The sequence below is a fragment of the Citrobacter sp. Cpo037 genome, from assembly GCF_030332945.1.
In the GTDB taxonomy this organism is placed as follows: domain Bacteria; phylum Pseudomonadota; class Gammaproteobacteria; order Enterobacterales; family Enterobacteriaceae; genus Citrobacter; species Citrobacter portucalensis.
Map to the genome: position 1 here is coordinate 43,851 of NZ_JAOWGW010000040.1, position 20,062 is coordinate 63,912.

The following is a 20,062-nucleotide window of genomic DNA, read 5'->3' on the forward strand; positions in this document are numbered from 1 at the left end:
GAATATTGAACAGGGTGCGACTGACCACGCCTGACAGACTAAGTAAGATGGGGAAAGCATGAGCACCATTCTGATTTTTTTAGCTGCTTTGCTGGCCTGCTCATTGCTTGCAGGATGGCTACTCAAATCAAAATCCAGGCAGAAAAATTTACCCTTGAGCAGCGTCTTCTCAGACGCCTCGAAACGTAAACTCACACCTGAAGAACGCAGCGCAGTCGAAAACTATCTCGAAAGCCTTAGTCAAATTCAGCAAGTACCCGGTCCCACGGGAGCCAGTGCTGCGCCGGTCTCATTAACGTTGAATGCCCAAAGTAATAGCGTCATCGTGCTTACTCGTTCGATTACACGTTACGGCATTACCACCGACGATCCTAACAAATGGCGCTACTATCTTGATTCCGTTGAGGTACATCTTCCCCCTTTCTGGGAACAATACATCAACGACGAAAACAGCGTTGAGATAATCCACACCAATACGATACCGCTGGTTATCTCGTTGAACGGCCATACGCTGCAGGAATATATGCAGGAAGCGCGAGGTTATGCGTTACAGCACACCGCTTCTACCCAGGCGTCCATTCGTGGTGAAGAAAGTGAGCAGATTGAACTGCTGAATATTCGCCAGGAAACCCATGAAGAATATGCGCTCAGCCGCCCTTCGGGATTGCGCGAGGCGTTGCTGATAACCGCATCATTCCTGCTGTTCTTTTTCTGTTTGGTTATCCCGAATACGTTTGTTCCGTGGGCAGTCGGTGGCGCGGTGCTGCTGTTAGCTGCGGGTCTGTGGGGATTGTTCGCCCCGCCGTCTAAAAGCGCCCTGCGGGAAATTCATTGTCTGCGCGGTACGCCGCGTCGCTGGGGATTGTTTGGCGAAAACGACCAGGAACAAATTAATAATATCTCGCTGGGTATTATTGATCTGATCTACCCAGCTCACTGGCAACCTTACATCGCCCAAGACCTTGGCCAGCAAACGGATATCGATATTTATCTCGATCGCCACGTTGCCCGCCAGGGGCGTTTTTTATCTCTGCACGATGAAGTGAAAAACTTCCCGTTACAGCACTGGCTGCGCAACGCTGTCATCGCAGGCGGCTCGTTGCTGGTACTGCTGATGCTGCTGTTTTGGATCCCGCTGGATATGCCAATAAAGGTCACGCTCTCCTGGATGAAGGGCGCGCAAACTATCGAAGCCACCAGCGTTAAACAGCTCGAAAACGCGGGCGTTCGCGTGGGTGACACGCTGCACCTGAGTGGTACGGGTATGTGTAACATTCATACCCAAGGGAGCTGGAATGCGCAGCCTGCCACGCCGTTTATGCCTTTCGATTGCTCGCAAATTATCTGGAATGATGCGCGCGCATTACCGCTGCCTGAGTCTGACCTGGTGAATAAGGCCACCGCGCTCACGCAGGCCGTGAGCCGTCAGCTGCATCCCAAACCTGACGATGACTCTCGCGTCAGCACATCGCTACGCTCGGCAATCCAAAAGTCCGGCATGGTGTTACTGGACGATTTTGGTGAGATAGTCCTTAAAACGGCCGATCTGTGTGCAGCCAAAGATGAATGTGTACGCTTAAAAAATGCGCTGGTTAACCTCGGTAACAGTAAAGACTGGGCCGCGCTGGTGAAGCGAGCGAACGCAGGCAAACTGGATGGCGTGAACGTGCTGCTACGTCCGGTAAGCGCAGAGTCGTTGGATAATCTGGTGAATACCTCTACGGCGCCGTTTATTTCACGCGAGACTGCGCGAGCAGCCCAGGCGCTGAATAGCCCTGCCCCTGGCGGTTTCCTGATTATCAGCGACGAAGGCAGCGATCTGGTCGATCAGCCGTGGCCGACGACCTCGCTATATGACTATCCTCCCCAGGAACAGTGGAACGCCTTCCAGCGCCTGGCGCAGATGCTAATGCAGACACCATTTCGCGCGGAGGGGATCGTCACCAATATTTCGACTGACGCCAATGGCACCCAGCACATTGGCCTGCATCGTATTCCGGATCGTTCAGGATTATGGCGCTACCTTGGCACGACGCTGCTGATGTTCTCCATGCTCGGATGCGCTATCTACAACAGCATACAGGCATTCAGACGCTACCAGCGTCACCGCACCCGCATCGCGGAAATTCAGAGCTACTACGAAAGTTGTCTCAATCCAACACTGATTGACAACCCGGAAAGCCTGATTCGATAACACGCTCGCGCGACAGGATATGCTACCCTGTCGCGCATCATGTTTTCTTCTGGGGAGTTTCCATGCATATCAATATTGCCTGGCAGGATGTCGACACCGTGTTGTTAGATATGGACGGCACGCTGCTCGACCTGGCATTCGATAACTATTTCTGGCAAAAATTGGTGCCGGAAACCTATGGCGCGAAGCAGGGTATCTCTCCTCAGGAAGCTCAGGACTATATTCGTCAGCAGTATCATGCCGTGCAGCATACGCTAAACTGGTATTGCCTGGATTACTGGAGCGAGTGCCTGGATCTGGATATTTGCGCCATGACCACGGAACAGGGACCGCGCGCCGTTTTGCGCGAAGATACCGTACCGTTTCTTGATGCCTTAAAAGCCAGCGGCAAGCGCCGCATTTTGCTCACCAACGCGCATCCGCATAATCTGGCGGTGAAGCTTGAGCATACCGGTCTGGCCTCACACCTTGATTTATTACTTTCCACCCACACATTTGGTTATCCCAAAGAGGATCAGCGGTTATGGCACGCTGTGGCTGAAGAAACGGGAATGAGTGCAGAGAAGACGCTGTTTATTGACGACAGCGAACCCATTCTCGACGCCGCTGCTCTGTACGGTATTCGTTACTGCCTCGGCGTGACCAATCCCGACTCCGGCATCGCCGAAAAACAGTACGCACGCCATCCGTCACTGAATGACTACCGCCGACTGATCCCCTCACTGATGTGAAGGAGACGCCATGAAAGAAAAGCCCTCTGCTGAAGTCAGGCTGGATAAATGGCTGTGGGCTGCACGCTTTTACAAAACGCGTGCGCTAGCCCGCGAAATGGTTGAAGGCGGTAAGGTGCACTACAACGGCCAGCGCAGTAAGCCAAGCAAGATTGTCGAGCTGAACGCCACCCTCACCCTGCGCCAGGGAAATGACGAGCGAACGGTCATTATCAAGGCCATTACCGAGCAGCGTCGCCCGGCAACGGAAGCCGTTACGCTGTATGAAGAAACCGCGGAAAGCGTGGAAAAACGCGAAAAAGTGGCGCTGGCGCGTAAACTTAACGCGTTAACCATGCCGCACCCGGACAGGCGACCGGACAAAAAAGAGCGCCGCGACCTGTTACGATTTAAACACGGCGACAGCGAGTGACTGTCACCTGCAAGAGAGATGATTATGCCGCAACATGACCAATTACATCGTTATCTGTTTGAAAACTTTGCCGTGCGCGGCGAACTGGTGACCGTTTCGGAAACCCTGCAACAGATCCTCGAAAATCATACTTACCCGCAACCGGTCAAAAACGTACTGGCTGAGCTACTGGTTGCCACCAGCCTGCTCACCGCCACGCTGAAATTTGCCGGAGATATCACTGTGCAGTTGCAGGGTGATGGTCCGCTGAGCCTGGCCGTCATCAACGGCAACAACAATCAGCAGATGCGCGGCGTGGCCCGCATGCAGGGTGATATTCCTGAAGATGCCGATCTGAAAACGCTGGTGGGCAACGGTTACCTGGTGATCACCATTACCCCGGAAGAAGGCGAGCGTTATCAAGGCGTGGTCGGTCTGGAAGGTGACACGCTGGCAGCGTGTCTGGAAGATTACTTCATGCGTTCTGAACAGCTGCCGACACGCCTGTTCATCCGCACTGGCGACGTTGATGGCAAACCCGCTGCTGGCGGAATGCTGCTGCAGGTAATGCCGGCGCAAAACGCGCAGGCAGATGATTTCGATCACCTGACAGCCCTGACTGAAACCATCAAAGCCGAAGAGCTGCTGACGCTGCCGGCCAACGAAGTGCTGTGGCGCCTGTACCACGAAGAAGAAGTTACTCTCTACGATCCGCAGGACGTTGAGTTCAAATGCACCTGTTCACGCGAACGCTGCGCAGGCGCACTGAAAACGTTGCCGGACGAAGAAGTGGACAGCATTCTGGCGGAAGAAGGCGAGATCGATATGCACTGCGATTACTGCGGTAGTCACTATCTGTTTAACGCCATGGATATTGCTGAGATCCGCAGCAATGCCTCCCCTGCCGATCCCCAGGTGCATTAATCACTGTCTTGCCTGATGGCACGGCGCTTATCAGGCCTACGGAAAAACTGTCGTAGGCCTGATAAGACGTTCACGCTGCCATCCGGCAAAAACGATGTCGGCAACACACTCACTCGGTGTAATAAGTCATCGGCAGTCTTTTGCCATCAATAGTGATATCCCGCCAGATTCTAGGGGTTGAGCCCAGTTGCTGATTCGCTACCGCCTGCAGCAATTTATCCTTAGTGAATCCTTCAGGTAGCGTGGCGACCGCTAACAAATCCCATTTGTTTTTCTGCATGCCGAAGACCAGACTCTCCCCATCGCCAAAGGCATATAACACCTGCTCAGGATGACCATCCGCATTGAGGTCCTGACTCACCAGTACGCACGCATTCTGCTCAGCACAAGAGGTGATGCGATACCCCTGTGTTTTGACAAACGCCCAGAACGCATCGTCTGGCTTCTGGCTCCCCGGAGCCATCACAACCTTCGATACTAACTGTGTTGCGGTTAGCTCTTTAACCGGATCCCGGCGCCCTTGCAGCAGAGAATTCAAGTCGCGTCTGCGTTTACTGTCTTGATTAAACGCCACATCTTTTTGTAATGCTTCCAACGCTGCGCGCCCCGGTTTTCCGCTGTGATCCAACATATACAGGCTGACTTGATCCGGTTTAATTTTCCCGCTGTGATACAACCCCATATGGCTGTTAACGCTGATGCGCCAGGCATCAATAACCGGCGATGACAGCAGAACCAACAGCCCCAACGCCAGCAACGAAACACCAAGAATGACCGGCCCCTGAAGCTCAAGCGGATTGCGCCCGCGGCGCAAAATGCTGGCCAGATAGCCAAACGACCATACCAGCAGCACCACGACCACCAGCACGCCATAAACGCGCTCAGGCGTCCAACCGTACTGCTGTATTCGCACCCACAGTGACCAACCGGCAATCAGCATATAGATGGGCGCGACAATCAGAGAGCATTTGATCAGGTAGCGTAACGCGCCAGGATACGGTAACGCCTCTTTTTGCGGTTCACGCACGATAGCTATCAACAGCAACAGGAGCAGCGTCAGCGTTGACATCAACCCAGCCGCAGACACGCGTTGCGAAATAGCCTCCAGCCCGGTGAAGGGTAAGGTCAGTATGAACATCAGCGCCAACAGCGCGACCAGAGGTAACAGACCGGTGGCGATAAACGTCAGTAATTTTTGTACCACCGTGACCAGACGCGACTGTGTACGGGCCAGTACCACTGCCAGTGCGGTAATCAGACCAAAGGCCACATAGCCAAACCAGTCGGTATCAAAGAAGAGCGTGCTGAAGAAGGGAATACCGACCAGCTTAAACATCTCGCTCCATAGCAGGAGCACCAGCCAGAACAAACCGTTGGCGACAAAGACAATCAGCAACGTCAACGCATTAAGCCACAATTGCCGATAAAAATGCGGGTAACGCGCCTGCTCACGAGAGACATGAAGCGAGTACTGAATCCAGGGCAAAGCCAGCATCGCCATCAGCAGTAGGCGCCAACCGTAGAACATAAAAACTTCATGTTGCCGCCACTTATCACTGTCCTCGACTTGCCACTTTAGCCAGACACTCATCGCCAGCACGACAACAAAGATCAGCGCCATCCAGTACCACAGCGCGCGTTGTTTGAAAGAAACAACAGTAAGCAAAAGGGCCGAGGTGATCGCAATCGTCGCAGGCATGCCATAGAACAGCCAGCCGTCATTATGGGGCGCCAGATATGTCATCAGCAGATAGCATAATGTCCCCTGCAACAGGCCGATGAATATCATGCCCCAACGCGTCGTACGTGAAATTTCAGCACTATCCATGTCAGTATCCAGAATGAAGGGAAAAGCTAATTATCGCATCAACTTCACAATTTTGAGCATTGATAGAGCGATTTCAGACCACGACGACGGGAAGTGAATCGATATTGTTTATGTATAACCCACATTCATTTCTTACGTGAATGCGATTACACTCACAAGATTCCCGCCAAAAACACTCTCCATTAACGTTTTAAGAACATTTTCCACAACAAAAAAGGGTTTCCTGCCATAATATCTGCCTCTTTGTGACAGGAGTCGCAGCGCATTCGGTCGCCCGTGATTTTCCCGGATGCGTAAATCTATGAGCCTTGTCGCGGTTAACAATCCCTAAAAAACCTTACTATTCCAGGTAATACATATTGGCTAAGGAGCAGTGAAATGCGTGTGAACAACAGTTTAACCCCGCAAGATCTCAAGGCTTATGGTATCAATGACGTTCAGGATATCGTTTACAATCCAGACTACGACACGCTTTTCCAGGAAGAACTTGATCCAAACCTGGAAGGTTATGAACGTGGCGTGTTAACGAATCTGGGCGCCGTTGCCGTTGATACCGGTATCTTTACCGGACGTTCGCCAAAGGATAAGTACATTGTCCGTGACGACACCACGCGCGACACGCTGTGGTGGTCCGACAAAGGTAAAGGTAAGAACGACAACAAACCGCTTTCCCCGGAAACCTGGCAGCATCTGAAAGGATTAGTCACCCAGCAACTTTCCGGCAAGCGCCTGTTTATCATTGATGCTTTCTGCGGCGCTAATGCCGATACCCGTCTTTCCGTGCGCTTCATTACCGAAGTTGCCTGGCAGGCGCATTTTGTCAAAAACATGTTCATCCGCCCAAGCGACGAAGAGCTGGTTGATTTCAAACCTGATTTCATCGTGATGAACGGCGCTAAATGCACCAACCCGCAGTGGAAAGAGCAGGGTCTGAACTCCGAAAACTTCGTGGCTTTCAACCTGACTGAGCGTATCCAGTTGATTGGTGGCACCTGGTACGGCGGCGAAATGAAGAAAGGTATGTTCTCCGTAATGAACTACCTGCTGCCGCTGAAAGGCATTGCCTCCATGCACTGCTCAGCAAACGTTGGGGAAAAAGGCGATGTGGCAGTCTTCTTTGGCCTGTCCGGCACCGGTAAAACCACGCTGTCCACCGACCCGAAACGTCGCCTGATTGGCGATGACGAACACGGCTGGGATGACGACGGCGTGTTTAACTTCGAAGGCGGTTGCTACGCGAAGACCATCAAACTGTCTAAAGATGCCGAGCCGGAAATCTACAACGCGATCCGTCGTGACGCGCTGCTGGAAAACGTCACCGTGCGCGAAGATGGTTCCATCGATTTCGATGATGGTTCAAAAACTGAGAACACCCGCGTTTCCTACCCGATTTATCACATCGATAATATCGTTAAGCCGGTGTCAAAAGCGGGACATGCTACCAAAGTGATCTTCCTGACCGCCGACGCATTTGGCGTGCTGCCGCCGGTTTCTCGCCTGACGGCAGACCAAACGCAGTACCACTTCCTGTCTGGCTTCACCGCCAAACTGGCCGGTACCGAACGCGGCGTCACCGAACCGACCCCGACCTTCTCTGCCTGTTTCGGCGCAGCATTCCTGTCTCTGCACCCAACGCAGTACGCAGAAGTACTGGTGAAACGTATGCAGGCGGCAGGTGCGCAGGCGTATCTGGTTAACACCGGCTGGAACGGTACCGGCAAGCGTATCTCTATCAAAGATACCCGTGCGATTATCGACGCCATCCTGAACGGTTCGCTGGATGACGCGGAAACGTTCCGTCTGCCGATGTTTGACCTGGCTATCCCGACCGAGCTGCCGGGTGTGGACACTCGCATTCTCGATCCGCGTAATACCTACGCATCTCCGGAGCAGTGGCAGGAAAAAGCCAACGCACTGGCGAAACTGTTTATCGAGAACTTCGAGAAATATACCGACACCCCTGCAGGTGAAGCGCTGGTTAGCGCCGGACCGAAGCTGTAACGAAAAGTGCCGGATGGCGGTTTCGCCTTATCCGGCCTACAGCAACAAAAAGGGAGGCATTTTGCCTCCCTTTGTTATGCGTCTTTCGTGTTGCCCGGCGCGCGAGTGAAGGGAACCGGAAGCCATGCACGAATCGACAACCCACCGCGTTCACTGGTACCAATCTCCAGCATACCGTTATGGTTATCAATAATACGCTGCACAATCGCCAGCCCCAGGCCCGTACCGCTGGTACTGCGCGCGCTGTCTCCGCGGACAAACGGCTGGAACAGATGTTTACGCTGCTCCGGCTTGATGCCCGGACCATCATCTTCTACCTGGAACCAGGCGCGATGCTGCTCCATTCCGCTACTGACCTTAATCCAGCCGTTGCCGTAGCGGGCGGCGTTAACCACCATATTGGCAACCGCACGCTTGATCGACAGCGGGTGCATCTTCACCTGAATGCTGCCCGGCAGCAGTGCAGTTTCGATTTCACGTTCGTAGCCGCTTTCTGCCGCAACCACTTCACCCAACACCGAGTTCAGATCTGCCATCTCCATTGGCATCTCCTGACCGGTACGCAGGTAATCGATGAACTGCTCGATGATGGCGTTACACTCTTCGATGTCCTTATTGATGGACTCCGCAAGATAACCGTCCTCTTCGCCCATCATTTCCGTCGCCAGACGAATACGCGTCAGCGGGGTACGTAAATCGTGGCTCACGCCCGCCATTAACAGCGTACGGTCATCGGCCAGCTGCTTCACACCCGCGGCCATATGGTTAAAGGCTCGGGTTACGGAGCGCACCTCTGAAGCGCCATACTCACGCAACGGCGGCGGAATGATACCTTTCCCCACCTGCAGCGCCGCATGTTCAAGATCCACCAATGGCCGGTTCTGGATACGGATAAACAACCAGGCCCCACCGATAGCCAACAGCATAATCGCCAGCGTATAGCGGAACAGCGGTGAGAAGTCGCCCTGATGAATTTCCGTAAGCGGCACGCGTACCCAGATATTGGGCGACAGCCAGGTTTTCAACCACACGACCGGCGAGCTTTTGTTTACCTCAACGCGGACTTCCGTTGGGCCACCCAGTTGCTGCGCCATCTGATGGCTTAAGAATTCATAGTGTTGCGCCCAACGCAGTCCGGCTTCTTCAGCGGCCTCGTTGGAATAGAGGGAAATACCCAGCTCACGATAAATTTCCCGGCGGAATGCGGGCGGCACCACCAGTTGCGTACCGTCCTCCAGCTGCAGTTTATCGGTCATCAGCATACGAACTTCGTACGCCAGGACCTTATTAAACTGCTGGAGGCTCGGCAGAATCGCGAAGTTCAGCACTACCAGGTATGTCGTCACCAGGCTGGCAAACAGCAAGGTGACGATGAGCAATAACGTGCGGGCAAACGAACTTCGTGGCGAGAAGCGCATTCGCCTCATGCTTTAGAACCGTCCGGAACAAAGACGTAGCCCAGACCCCATACGGTCTGAATGTAGCGTGGATGAGCCGGATCTTCTTCCACCATGCGGCGCAGACGGGAGATCTGGACGTCGATAGAACGTTCCATCGCAGAATATTCACGACCACGGGCGAGGTTCATCAGCTTGTCTCGCGACAGCGGCTCGCGCGGGTGGCTTACCAGCGCTTTCAGTACTGCAAATTCCCCGCTAGTGAGCGGCATCGGCTCATCTTCGCGGAACATTTCACGCGTACCGAGGTTCAGCTTGAACTTACCAAAAGCGATAACCGCTTCTTCCTGAGAAGGTGCGCCCGGCAGTTCATTCGCCTGACGACGCAGGACTGCGCGAATACGAGCCAGCAGCTCACGCGGGTTAAACGGTTTTGGGATGTAATCGTCGGCACCGATTTCCAGCCCTACGATACGGTCAACTTCTTCACCCTTCGCTGTGACCATAATGATCGGCATCGGGTTGCTCTGGCTGCGCAGGCGACGGCAAATAGACAGGCCATCTTCTCCAGGCAGCATTAAATCCAGCACCATCAGGTGAAAGGACTCACGGGTCAGCAGACGATCCATCTGCTCAGCGTTTGCGACGCTTCGAACCTGGAAGCCCTGCTCGGTCAGATAACGCTCCAGAAGCGCACGCAAGCGCATGTCGTCATCGACCACCAGAATCTTATAGTTCTCTTGCATTGTTATTACTCCCAAAGGTTCGCAACAATTAAGTGTATATTCTTAAGAAAGCTAACGTGAGTCACCAGCGAATTCTGGTATGAATTCCAGGCTAAATTGTTACAAAGCATATTAAACAGCAGCTTAAGTATACAATGTTTCTCGCAATACATTATTTATTCTGTTGATATGCTCACGTAATACTAATTGTGCGCATCATCACAGAGTCGAAGGTAAAACAATAAGATGAAAACGCCCCTGATAACCCGTGAAGGGTATGAAAAACTTAAACAAGAGCTGAATTATCTCTGGCGTGAAGAGCGCCCGGAAGTCACCAAAAAAGTTACCTGGGCTGCAAGTCTGGGTGACCGCAGCGAAAATGCCGACTACCAGTATAATAAAAAGCGCCTGCGTGAGATCGACCGCCGCGTCCGTTATTTGACCAAGTGCATGGAGAATCTAAAAATCGTCGATTATTCCCCGCAGCAGGAAGGCAAAGTCTTCTTTGGCGCATGGGTTGAGATTGAAAATGACGATGGCGACATCCGCAAATTCCGTATTGTTGGCTACGATGAGATCTTCGGTCGTAAGGATTACATCTCAATCGACTCACCAATGGCGCGGGCGCTATTGAAAAAAGAGGTCGGCGATCTCGCAGTAGTAAACACCCCAGGTGGCGAAGCCAGCTGGTACGTGAATGAGATTGAATACGTGAAGTGAGACCGGAACAATCCGAAGCCCCGGCAGATGGCTGGCATTTTTGCCAGTCAATCCGTATAACTATCCCCTGATTTTTTATCCTATAGACGAAGCTATCCATGATGAATGATTCTTTCTGCCGCATTATCGCAGGTGAAATTCAGGCTCGTGCTGAACAGGTAGAAGCTGCCGTTCGCCTGCTTGACGAAGGGAACACCGTGCCGTTTATCGCACGATATCGTAAGGAAATCACCGGCGGTCTGGACGATACGCAACTGCGTAATCTGGAAACCCGTCTGGGATATCTGCGTGAACTGGAAGACCGCCGTCAGGCAATCCTGAAATCTATCGGCGAGCAAGGCAAACTGACTGACGATCTGGCGAAAGCGATCAACGGCACGTTAAGTAAGACCGAACTCGAAGATCTCTATCTGCCGTATAAACCAAAGCGCCGCACCCGTGGGCAGATCGCCATTGAGGCTGGACTGGAGCCGCTGGCAGACCTGCTGTGGAACGAACCGTCTCACGACCCGGAAACGGAAGCCGCAAAATATCTCAACGCCGAAAACGGCGTGGCGGATACCAAAGCCGCCCTCGACGGCGCGCGCTACATTCTAATGGAGCGCTTCGCTGAAGATGCTGCTCTGCTGGCAAAAGTACGTGATTATCTGTGGAAAAACGCCCACCTGGTCGCCACCGTGGTAAGCGGTAAAGAAGAGGAAGGCGCTAAGTTCCGCGACTACTTCGATCACCACGAACCGATTTCTACCGTGCCATCCCACCGTGCGCTGGCCATGTTCCGTGGTCGTAACGAAGGCGTGTTACAGCTTTCACTGAATGCCGATCCGCAATTCGATGAGCCACCAAAAGAGAGCCACGGCGAGCAGATTATCCGCGATCACCTGGGACTACGCCTGAACAACGCCCCAGCAGACAGCTGGCGTAAAGGCGTGGTTAGCTGGACCTGGCGCATCAAAGTGCTGATGCACCTCGAAACGGAGCTGATGGGTACCGTGCGCGAACGTGCGGAAGATGAAGCTATCAACGTCTTTGCCCGTAACCTGCATGACCTGCTGATGGCCGCTCCGGCCGGGCTGCGCGCCACCATGGGCCTCGATCCAGGTCTGCGTACCGGTGTAAAAGTGGCAGTGGTTGACGGTACCGGCAAGCTGGTCGCGACCGACACCATTTATCCGCATACCGGTCAGACCGCCAAAGCCGCCGTTGCCGTTGCGACGCTGTGTGAAAAACACAACGTTGAACTGGTGGCGATTGGTAACGGTACGGCGTCGCGCGAAACCGAGCGTTTCTTCCTCGACGTGCAAAAGCAGTTCCCGCAAGTGACCGCGCAGAAAGTGATCGTCAGTGAAGCCGGAGCGTCAGTTTACTCCGCATCCGAACTGGCGGCGCTGGAGTTCCCGGACCTCGACGTATCTCTGCGTGGCGCGGTGTCTATCGCCCGTCGTCTGCAGGATCCGCTGGCTGAGCTGGTGAAAATCGATCCGAAATCTATCGGCGTGGGCCAGTATCAGCACGACGTAAGCCAGACTCAGTTGGCGCGTAAGCTGGATGCGGTGGTGGAAGACTGCGTGAACGCCGTCGGCGTCGATCTGAATACCGCCTCCGTACCGCTGCTGACCCGTGTTGCTGGTCTGACGCGCATGATGGCGCAGAATATCGTTGCCTGGCGTGATGAGAACGGTCAATTCCAGAACCGTCAGCAACTGTTAAAAGTCAGCCGTCTTGGACCTAAAGCCTTTGAACAGTGCGCGGGCTTCCTGCGTATCAACCACGGCGATAACCCGCTGGATGCCTCTACCGTCCACCCGGAAGCTTATCCGGTTGTGGAACGCATTCTGGCCGCCACCGAGCAATCGTTGCGTGATCTGATGGGTAACAACAGCGAATTGCGCAATCTGAAACCCGCTGATTTTACCGACGAACGCTTCGGGGTGCCGACCGTCACCGACATCATCAAAGAGCTGGAAAAGCCGGGCCGCGATCCGCGTCCTGAATTTAAAACCGCACAGTTTGCTGATGGCGTCGAAACCATGAACGACCTGCTGCCGGGAATGATTCTGGAAGGTGCTGTCACCAACGTTACCAACTTCGGCGCGTTTGTTGATATCGGCGTTCATCAGGATGGTCTGGTGCATATCTCTTCGCTGTCGAATAAGTTCGTCGAAGATCCACACACCGTGGTGAAAGCGGGCGACATTGTGAAGGTGAAAGTGCTGGAAGTGGACCTGCAACGTAAGCGTATCGCGCTGACCATGCGTCTGGACGAGCAGCCGGGTGAAACCAATGCGCGTCGCGGCGGCGGGAATAACGATCGCGCTCAGGGCAATCGCCCGGCACCAAAAGCGGCGAAACCTCGTGGCCGTGACGCACAGCCTACAGGCAACAGTGCGATGATGGATGCGTTGGCGGCGGCGATGGGTAAAAAACGCTAAGTTTAAACCCTGTGCCGGATGGTGGTGTAAACGCCCTGTCCGGCCAGGTTATCGCAATTAATTTGCAGGCCGGATAAGACGCATGAGCGTCGCCATCCGGCATATTTAATCTATGCCCCGCTTTGCACCACAATATATTTATCACTTCATTAACAGATGAAACCTTAATTAAACATTAAGATCCCCAATAATTACTTCCGCGAATCACTCGTTTCCAACCAGAATAAATATTGAGGAATATCAAAATTGGCTCAAATTATTATCCAATTGTACATTCCGTCACATTTATTCTATTGATGATAGAAACCATTCTCATTATCATTGATTTGTTGATTATTTACTCTTCCCTTACGTTGGCTAATCATCTGGTCTCATGCCGCCCTGTCGCCCCATGAGGTAATCATCCAGTTAGCGAGATATAAGTAGGTCCCTATGCAATTCACTCCTGACAGTGCGTGGAAAATTACCGGTTTTGCCCGTGAAATCAGCCCGGCTTATCGTCAGAAACTGTTGTCACTTGGCATGCTACCCGGCTCATCCTTCAACGTGGTACGCGTCGCCCCGCTCGGCGATCCTATCCATATCGAAACGCGTCGCGTAAGTCTGGTATTGCGTAAGAAGGATTTGGCGTTATTAGAAGTGGAAGCGGTTTCCTGTTAATACAGTGAGTCTATAAAAATGAAAAAACTAACCATTGGTTTAATTGGTAATCCTAATTCCGGCAAGACAACTTTATTCAACCAGCTCACCGGCGCGCGCCAGCGTGTAGGCAACTGGGCTGGCGTTACCGTTGAGCGTAAAGAAGGCCATTTCGCCACGACGGACCACCAGGTCACGCTGGTCGATTTACCCGGCACTTATTCGCTGACGACAATCTCATCCCAAACCTCTCTCGATGAGCAGATTGCCTGCCACTATATTTTAAGCGGCGACGCGGATCTGTTGATCAACGTGGTCGATGCTTCAAACCTTGAACGCAACCTCTACCTGACGTTGCAACTGCTTGAGCTGGGTATTCCCTGTATCGTTGCACTGAACATGCTGGATATTGCTGAGAAACAGCAAATCCGTATCGATATCGACGCCCTCTCCGCTCGTCTTGGCTGTCCGGTGGTTCCACTGGTTTCCACTCGTGCGCGCGGCATTGAAGCACTGAAGCTGGCGATCGATCGCTACAAAGAAAACGACACCGTTGAGCTGGTCCATTATGCCCAGCCGCTGCTGCAAGAAGCTGATTCCCTCGCCGACGCAATGGCCAAAGATATGCCGCTCAAACAGCGCCGCTGGCTAGGCCTGCAGATGCTCGAAGGCGATATCTACAGCCGTGCTTACGCCGGTGATGCAGCACAAAACCTTGATGCCGCTGTTGCTCGCCTGAGTGAGACAATGGACGACCCGGCGCTACATATTGCCGATGCACGTTACCAGTGCATTGCCGCTATCTGCGATACCGTCAGTAATACCCTGACGGCAGAGCCGAGCCGTTTCACCACAGCGGTAGATAAAATTATCCTCAACCGCTTCCTCGGTCTGCCGATTTTCCTGTTCGTGATGTACCTGATGTTCCTGCTTGCCATCAACATTGGCGGCGCGCTGCAGCCGTTGTTTGATGTTGGCTCCGTGGCGCTCTTTATCCATGGTATTCAGTGGATTGGCTATACGCTGCATTTCCCGGACTGGCTGACTATCTTCCTGGCCCAGGGCCTTGGCGGCGGGATTAACACCGTGCTGCCGCTGGTACCGCAAATCGGCATGATGTATCTGTTCCTCTCTTTCCTTGAAGACTCCGGCTACATGGCGCGAGCCGCATTTGTGATGGACCGTCTAATGCAGGCGCTGGGACTGCCGGGCAAATCATTTGTCCCGCTGATCGTCGGCTTTGGTTGTAACGTACCGTCAGTGATGGGCGCGCGTACGCTGGACGCCCCGCGTGAGCGTCTGATGACCATCATGATGGCGCCGTTTATGTCCTGTGGCGCACGTCTGGCGATTTTCGCCGTCTTTGCCGCCGCGTTCTTTGGTCAGAACGGCGCGCTGGCGGTCTTCTCGCTGTACGTGCTGGGTATCGTTATGGCGGTGTTGACCGGCCTGATGCTCAAACACACCATCATGCGTGGCGAAGCAACGCCGTTCGTGATGGAGCTGCCGGTATATCACGTACCGCACATTAAGAGTCTGATCATTCAAACCTGGCAACGTCTGAAAGGCTTCGTTCTGCGTGCAGGTAAAGTCATCATCATCGTCAGCATTTTCCTCAGCGCATTTAACAGCTTCTCACTGAGCGGGAAAATCGTCGACAACATCAACGACTCTGCTCTGGCTTCCGTTAGCCGCGTCATTACCCCTGTCTTCAAACCGATTGGTGTTCACGAAGATAACTGGCAGGCAACCGTAGGTCTGTTCACCGGCGCGATGGCGAAAGAAGTGGTTGTCGGTACGCTGAACACGCTCTATACCGCAGAAAACATTCAGGAAGAAGAGTTCAACCCGGCAGATTTCCACCTCGGTGACGAGCTGCTCGGCGCGGTAGATGAAACCTGGCAAAGCCTGAAAGACACTTTCAGCCTGAGCGTGCTGGCTAACCCTATCGAAGCCAGCAAGGGCGACGGTGAAATGGCTACCGGGGCAATGGGCGTGATGGGCGAGAAATTTGGCAGCGCCGCCGCCGCGTACAGCTATCTGATCTTTGTTCTGCTATATGTACCGTGCATTTCAGTGATGGGCGCTATCGCACGTGAATCCAGCCGTGGCTGGATGAGCTTCTCGATTCTGTGGGGCCTGAATATCGCCTACTCTCTGTCGACGCTGTTTTATCAGACGGTCAGCTACAAAGAGCACCCGACCTACAGCCTGGTGTGCATTTTAGCGGTCATCCTGTTTAACATCGTGTTGCTGGGCCTGCTGCGCCGAGCTCGCAGCCGCGTGGACCTCGCACTGCTGGCAACCAACAGGACGGCGAGTTCCTGCTGTTCCAGCACGACTGGCGATTGCCACTAAGGTTATCGACAATGGCATCGCTTATTCAGGTTCGTGATTTACTGGCTTTGCGGGGGCGCATGGAGGCTACACAAATTAGCCACACGCTGCATACCCCGCAGCCCATGATTGACGCCATGCTGAATCAGTTAGAAAAGATGGGCAAAGCGGTGCGGATTCAGGAAGATGCCGACGGGTGTCTTTCCGGAAGCTGCAAAAGTTGCCCAGAAGGTAAAGCCTGCCTGCGCGAGTGGTGGGCTTTACGCTAATCAGATGCTCTTTGCCGGATGGCGCTACGCTTATCCGGCCTACAAATGATGCAAACGTCCCGGCCGGATAGCACGTTTACGCTGATATCCGGCTTTTTTGCGTAATGGATTCCACACAGATTTCATTATTTCAGCAAAAAAGATCTATCCTCCAGCCAGCCACGCATCGTTATTAATTCGTGGATGATTACTGGTAACCTGGGAAGTAGAGTCTCGTCATCTTTTTTCTCAGGTGACGGATCGCCATGAATACTGACACGACTGCTACGCCGCATGACGCGATTTTCAAAACGTTCTTAAACCACCCGGCGACCGCACGCGACTTTCTTCAGCTTCATCTTCCAGCCTCTTTGCAAAAACTTTGCGATCTTAAAACGCTGCAACTGGAATCGGGCAGCTTTATTGAGGACGATTTGCGCGCGTACTACTCTGATGTGCTGTGGTCGTTAAAAACTCGCGAAGGCGATGGCTATATTTACACCATCATTGAGCATCAGAGCACCGCTGATAGCCATATGGCATTTCGCCTGATGCGTTACGCCATTGCGGTAATGCATCGTCATTTGGCTGCAGGCCACAAGAAACTCCCGCTGGTGATACCTATGCTTTTTTATCATGGCTCAGCAAGCCCATACCCCTATTCACTTTGTTGGCTGGACGAGTTTGATGACCCAGAGTCCGCCAGACAACTTTATAGCACCGCGTTTCCACTGATCGATATCACTGTTGTGCCCGATGACGAGATTATGCAGCATCGCCGGATGGCGCTGTTGGAGCTCATCCAAAAGCATATTCGTAAACGCGATTTGATGGGGCTGGTAGAAAAACTGGCCATCCTGCTTGTTAAAGGACACGCTAATGACAACCAGTTGAAAGCCTTGTTTAATTATTTAATGCAGGCTGGTAACACCACACACTTTGGCGAGTTTCTTCATGAAGTCGCCGAACGTTTACCCCAACATAAGGACAAGTTGATGACTATCGCCGAAAGATTACGACAGGAAGGGCACCTTAATGGTCTTCAGGAAGGCCATAGGAAAGGGTTGCAAGAAGGGTTACAAACGGGTCTGCAACAAGGCAAACGAGAGGAAGCATTACGTATTGCATCAACTATGCAGGCTGATGGTATAGACCCACTAACCATCTTCAGAATTACTGGCCTGACCGCTGAGGATCTGGCTACGCGCAGCCATTAATCTTAGGCCCGGCGAGCATGGCACCACCGGGCAACACATCAAATTTATAGTTTCTGTTTTAACGCCACAAGCGCTGCACAGAACTCTGCGGGATGCGAGATAAACGGCGCATGCGCCGCTTTGGCAAACACCAAAGACTCGCTCTGCGGCCACAGTGCATCCAGCATCGGGACGACTTTGCGCGGAACCAGCCCGTCAAGATAGCCGTACAACCGCAGGAAAGGCATTGCCACCGCGCACAGCGGTTCTCGCAGATCGACCGTTTTCAGGATCTCCAGCCCGCCATTGAGCACCTCGACGCCCGGCATGGGTAAAGCCAGCACCGTTTTCTTCAACGCTCGCGCATCCTGACGCGCAGTTTCTGTGCCCATCGTTTGCAACGCCAGAAAACGCTCCACCGTACGCTGGAAATCTTCGCTCAGCTGCTGCTGGAAACCTGCCAGCACCTCTGGCTTGATTCCCGGCCACTCATCCCGCGCGCTAAAGCAAGGGGAAGACGCGACGGTCACCAGCGCCTGAACACGCTCAGGATGCGTTAACGCTACCTGACTCGCAACCAGCCCACCCAGACTCCAGCCGAGCCAAATAGCTTTCTCCGGTGCCTGTTTCAATACCCGCTCAGCCATCTCTTCCAGCGGCATTGCACCGAAACCCTGGCTACGACCAAATCCCGGTAAGTCGACAAGATGCAGCGTAAAATGCGAGCTCAGTTCCTCGCTTATGCAATGCCACACTTGCGCATTCAGTCCCCATCCGTGCAGCAGCACAAGATGGCAATTTCCCGAACCCTGGGTCTGCCACCAGATGTCATTCATCAGTTATTGTTCTCTTTTAGCCTGAAAGGATGCATCTATGCTAACAGTACCGGGATTGTGCTGGCTATGCCGAATGCCCCTGACGTTAGGGCATTGGGGGATCTGCTCAGTCTGTACGCGGGCAACGCGTCAACACGCCAGCCTGTGCCCTCAATGTGGACTCCCTGCCGCTCATACCGTCATTCCCTGTGGGCGCTGCCTGCAAAAACCGCCGCCGTGGCAGAGACTGGTTACCGTCAGCGACTATGTTCCGCCGTTGAGCGGGCTTATCCACCAGCTCAAGTTTTCACGACGCAGCGAAACAGCCTCAGCTCTTTCACGTTTGCTATTGCTGGAGGTAATACAGGCCCGGCGCGCCAGCGGCCTTCTTCTACCGGACAGGCTGGTCAGCGTCCCGCTCTGGCAACGCCGACACTGGCGCAGAGGGTTTAATCAGAGCGATTTACTGTGCCGTCCGCTGGCGCACTGGCTGGGTTGCGACTGGGACAGCCGGACCATCTCGCGGGTTCGGGCAACCGCCACACAGCACCATCTCAGCGCCCGATTACGTAAACGTAACCTGAAAAATGCCTTTCGCCTTGAATTGCCGGTGCAGGGACTCCATATGGTTATTGTGGATGATGTCGTCACTACCGGAAGTACCGTCGCGGAAATCGCGCAGCTGCTTTTACGCAATGGCGCGGCGACTGTCCAGGTATGGTGCCTGTGTCGAACCTTGTAGAGCCTCGATGATGGGCGTATTATAACCAAGTAAAATAGTCAACTATTAGGCCATTACTATGATCCATATTTCCGATGCTGCACAAGCGCACTTTGCCAAACTGCTGGCAAATCAGGAAGAAGGGACACAAATCCGCGTATTTGTGATTAATCCCGGCACGCCTAACGCTGAATGCGGCGTTTCTTATTGTCCGCCGGACGCCGTGGAAGCAACCGACACCGCCATTAAATTTGACCTGCTGACCGCATATGTTGATGAACTGAGCGCACCGTATCTGGAAGATGCAGAAATCGATTTCGTTACCGACCAGTTAGGCTCCCAGCTGACCCTGAAAGCACCAAACGCCAAAATGCGTAAAGTTGCCGATGATGCGCCGCTGATGGAACGCGTGGAGTACATGCTGCAATCGCAGATCAACCCACAGCTGGCTGGCCACGGTGGTCGTGTCTCTCTGATGGAAATCACCGATGAAGGCTACGCCATTCTGCAGTTTGGCGGCGGCTGTAACGGCTGTTCAATGGTAGATGTAACGCTGAAAGAAGGTATCGAGAAGCAGCTGCTGGCTGAATTCCCTGAACTGAAAGGCGTTCGCGATTTAACCGAACACCAGCGCGGCGAGCACTCTTACTACTAACGCCTGAACCTGTAGAGTATCCGTAGGCCCGATAAGACGCCCCCGCGTCGCTATCGGGCATTAATGCCGGGTGGTAGCGTAATCGCTGACTCCGGCTTACGTCCCAAC

Annotated in this window: 17 protein-coding genes; 13 read left to right on the forward strand and 4 right to left on the reverse strand. The window is 53.4% G+C overall.

All coding sequences use genetic code 11. The annotated features are described in order from the left end of the window. Positions 1-58: 58 nt before the first annotated feature. From igaA to hslO, 4 genes are all read left to right on the forward strand, one after another. Entirely contained in the window at positions 59-2,194 is a 2,136-nt protein-coding gene (igaA, locus tag OGX94_RS03845) for an intracellular growth attenuator protein IgaA (protein WP_286568750.1), read from the forward strand. Positions 2,195-2,256: 62 nt separating this feature from the next. After that, complete coding sequence (gene yrfG / locus OGX94_RS03850; RefSeq protein WP_003023533.1) at positions 2,257-2,925, forward strand: GMP/IMP nucleotidase; 669 nt, start codon at positions 2,257-2,259, stop codon at positions 2,923-2,925. Between the two features lie 10 nt (positions 2,926-2,935). Then, a complete protein-coding gene (gene hslR / locus OGX94_RS03855; protein WP_016157639.1) occupies positions 2,936-3,337 on the forward strand; it encodes a ribosome-associated heat shock protein Hsp15 in 402 nt (133 codons plus the stop codon). 24 nt (positions 3,338-3,361) lie between these two features. Continuing rightward, positions 3,362-4,240 (forward strand): Hsp33 family molecular chaperone HslO, encoded by an 879-nt coding sequence (gene hslO, locus OGX94_RS03860; RefSeq protein WP_003023531.1) that lies wholly within the window; start codon positions 3,362-3,364, stop codon positions 4,238-4,240. A 109-nt stretch (positions 4,241-4,349) separates the two neighbouring features. Here hslO and OGX94_RS03865 read toward each other — a convergent pair whose 3' ends face one another. Continuing rightward, positions 4,350-6,068, reverse strand: coding sequence for a DUF4153 domain-containing protein (locus OGX94_RS03865; RefSeq protein WP_257662217.1), 1,719 nt, complete (start codon positions 6,066-6,068; stop codon positions 4,350-4,352). A 378-nt stretch (positions 6,069-6,446) separates the two neighbouring features. On the opposite strand from OGX94_RS03865, the gene pckA reads away from it, so the two are divergent. Continuing rightward, a complete protein-coding gene (gene pckA / locus OGX94_RS03870) occupies positions 6,447-8,069 on the forward strand; it encodes a phosphoenolpyruvate carboxykinase (ATP) (RefSeq protein WP_003023529.1) in 1,623 nt (540 codons plus the stop codon). Between the two features lie 74 nt (positions 8,070-8,143). On the opposite strand, the gene envZ is transcribed toward pckA, so the two are convergent. Both envZ and ompR read right to left on the reverse strand, forming a co-directional pair. Continuing rightward, positions 8,144-9,496 carry a two-component system sensor histidine kinase EnvZ gene (envZ, locus tag OGX94_RS03875; protein ID WP_003827658.1) on the reverse strand — a complete coding sequence of 451 codons (1,353 nt, stop codon included), beginning with the start codon at positions 9,494-9,496 and terminating at the stop codon, positions 8,144-8,146. Next, positions 9,493-10,212 carry an osmolarity response regulator transcription factor OmpR gene (ompR, locus tag OGX94_RS03880; RefSeq protein ID WP_001157751.1) on the reverse strand — a complete coding sequence of 240 codons (720 nt, stop codon included), beginning with the start codon at positions 10,210-10,212 and terminating at the stop codon, positions 9,493-9,495. Before ompR ends, envZ begins: the two co-directional genes overlap by 4 nt. Before the next feature lie 225 nt (positions 10,213-10,437). Between ompR and greB the strand changes: the two genes are divergently transcribed. The 6 genes from greB to OGX94_RS03910 all read left to right on the forward strand — a co-directional run bounded on the left by greB (position 10,438) and on the right by OGX94_RS03910 (position 17,784). Continuing rightward, a complete protein-coding gene (gene greB, locus OGX94_RS03885; protein ID WP_003023524.1) occupies positions 10,438-10,911 on the forward strand; it encodes a transcription elongation factor GreB in 474 nt (157 codons plus the stop codon). Positions 10,912-11,009: 98 nt separating this feature from the next. Continuing rightward, complete coding sequence (locus OGX94_RS03890; RefSeq protein ID WP_257662216.1) at positions 11,010-13,343, forward strand: Tex family protein; 2,334 nt, start codon at positions 11,010-11,012, stop codon at positions 13,341-13,343. 432 nt (positions 13,344-13,775) lie between these two features. Then, positions 13,776-14,003 carry a ferrous iron transporter A gene (gene feoA, locus OGX94_RS03895; RefSeq protein WP_003023519.1) on the forward strand — a complete coding sequence of 76 codons (228 nt, stop codon included), beginning with the start codon at positions 13,776-13,778 and terminating at the stop codon, positions 14,001-14,003. A gap of 18 nt (positions 14,004-14,021) precedes the next feature. Then, positions 14,022-16,340 (forward strand): Fe(2+) transporter permease subunit FeoB, encoded by a 2,319-nt coding sequence (feoB, locus tag OGX94_RS03900; protein WP_003827652.1) that lies wholly within the window; start codon positions 14,022-14,024, stop codon positions 16,338-16,340. Between the two features lie 11 nt (positions 16,341-16,351). Beyond that, entirely contained in the window at positions 16,352-16,588 is a 237-nt protein-coding gene (gene feoC / locus OGX94_RS03905) for a [Fe-S]-dependent transcriptional repressor FeoC (RefSeq protein WP_003023516.1), read from the forward strand. Positions 16,589-16,833: 245 nt separating this feature from the next. Beyond that, complete coding sequence (locus OGX94_RS03910) at positions 16,834-17,784, forward strand: Rpn family recombination-promoting nuclease/putative transposase (protein WP_103014729.1); 951 nt, start codon at positions 16,834-16,836, stop codon at positions 17,782-17,784. Between the two features lie 44 nt (positions 17,785-17,828). On the opposite strand, the gene bioH is transcribed toward OGX94_RS03910, so the two are convergent. After that, positions 17,829-18,599, reverse strand: a complete 771-nt coding sequence (gene bioH / locus OGX94_RS03915; protein ID WP_257662215.1) for a pimeloyl-ACP methyl ester esterase BioH — start codon at positions 18,597-18,599, stop codon at positions 17,829-17,831. Positions 18,600-18,636: 37 nt separating this feature from the next. On the opposite strand from bioH, the gene gntX reads away from it, so the two are divergent. Both gntX and nfuA read left to right on the forward strand, forming a co-directional pair. Then, complete coding sequence (gntX, locus tag OGX94_RS03920) at positions 18,637-19,320, forward strand: DNA utilization protein GntX (RefSeq protein WP_257662214.1); 684 nt, start codon at positions 18,637-18,639, stop codon at positions 19,318-19,320. 58 nt (positions 19,321-19,378) lie between these two features. Next, entirely contained in the window at positions 19,379-19,954 is a 576-nt protein-coding gene (gene nfuA, locus OGX94_RS03925) for a Fe-S biogenesis protein NfuA (protein WP_003023509.1), read from the forward strand. Positions 19,955-20,062 lie beyond the last annotated feature (108 nt).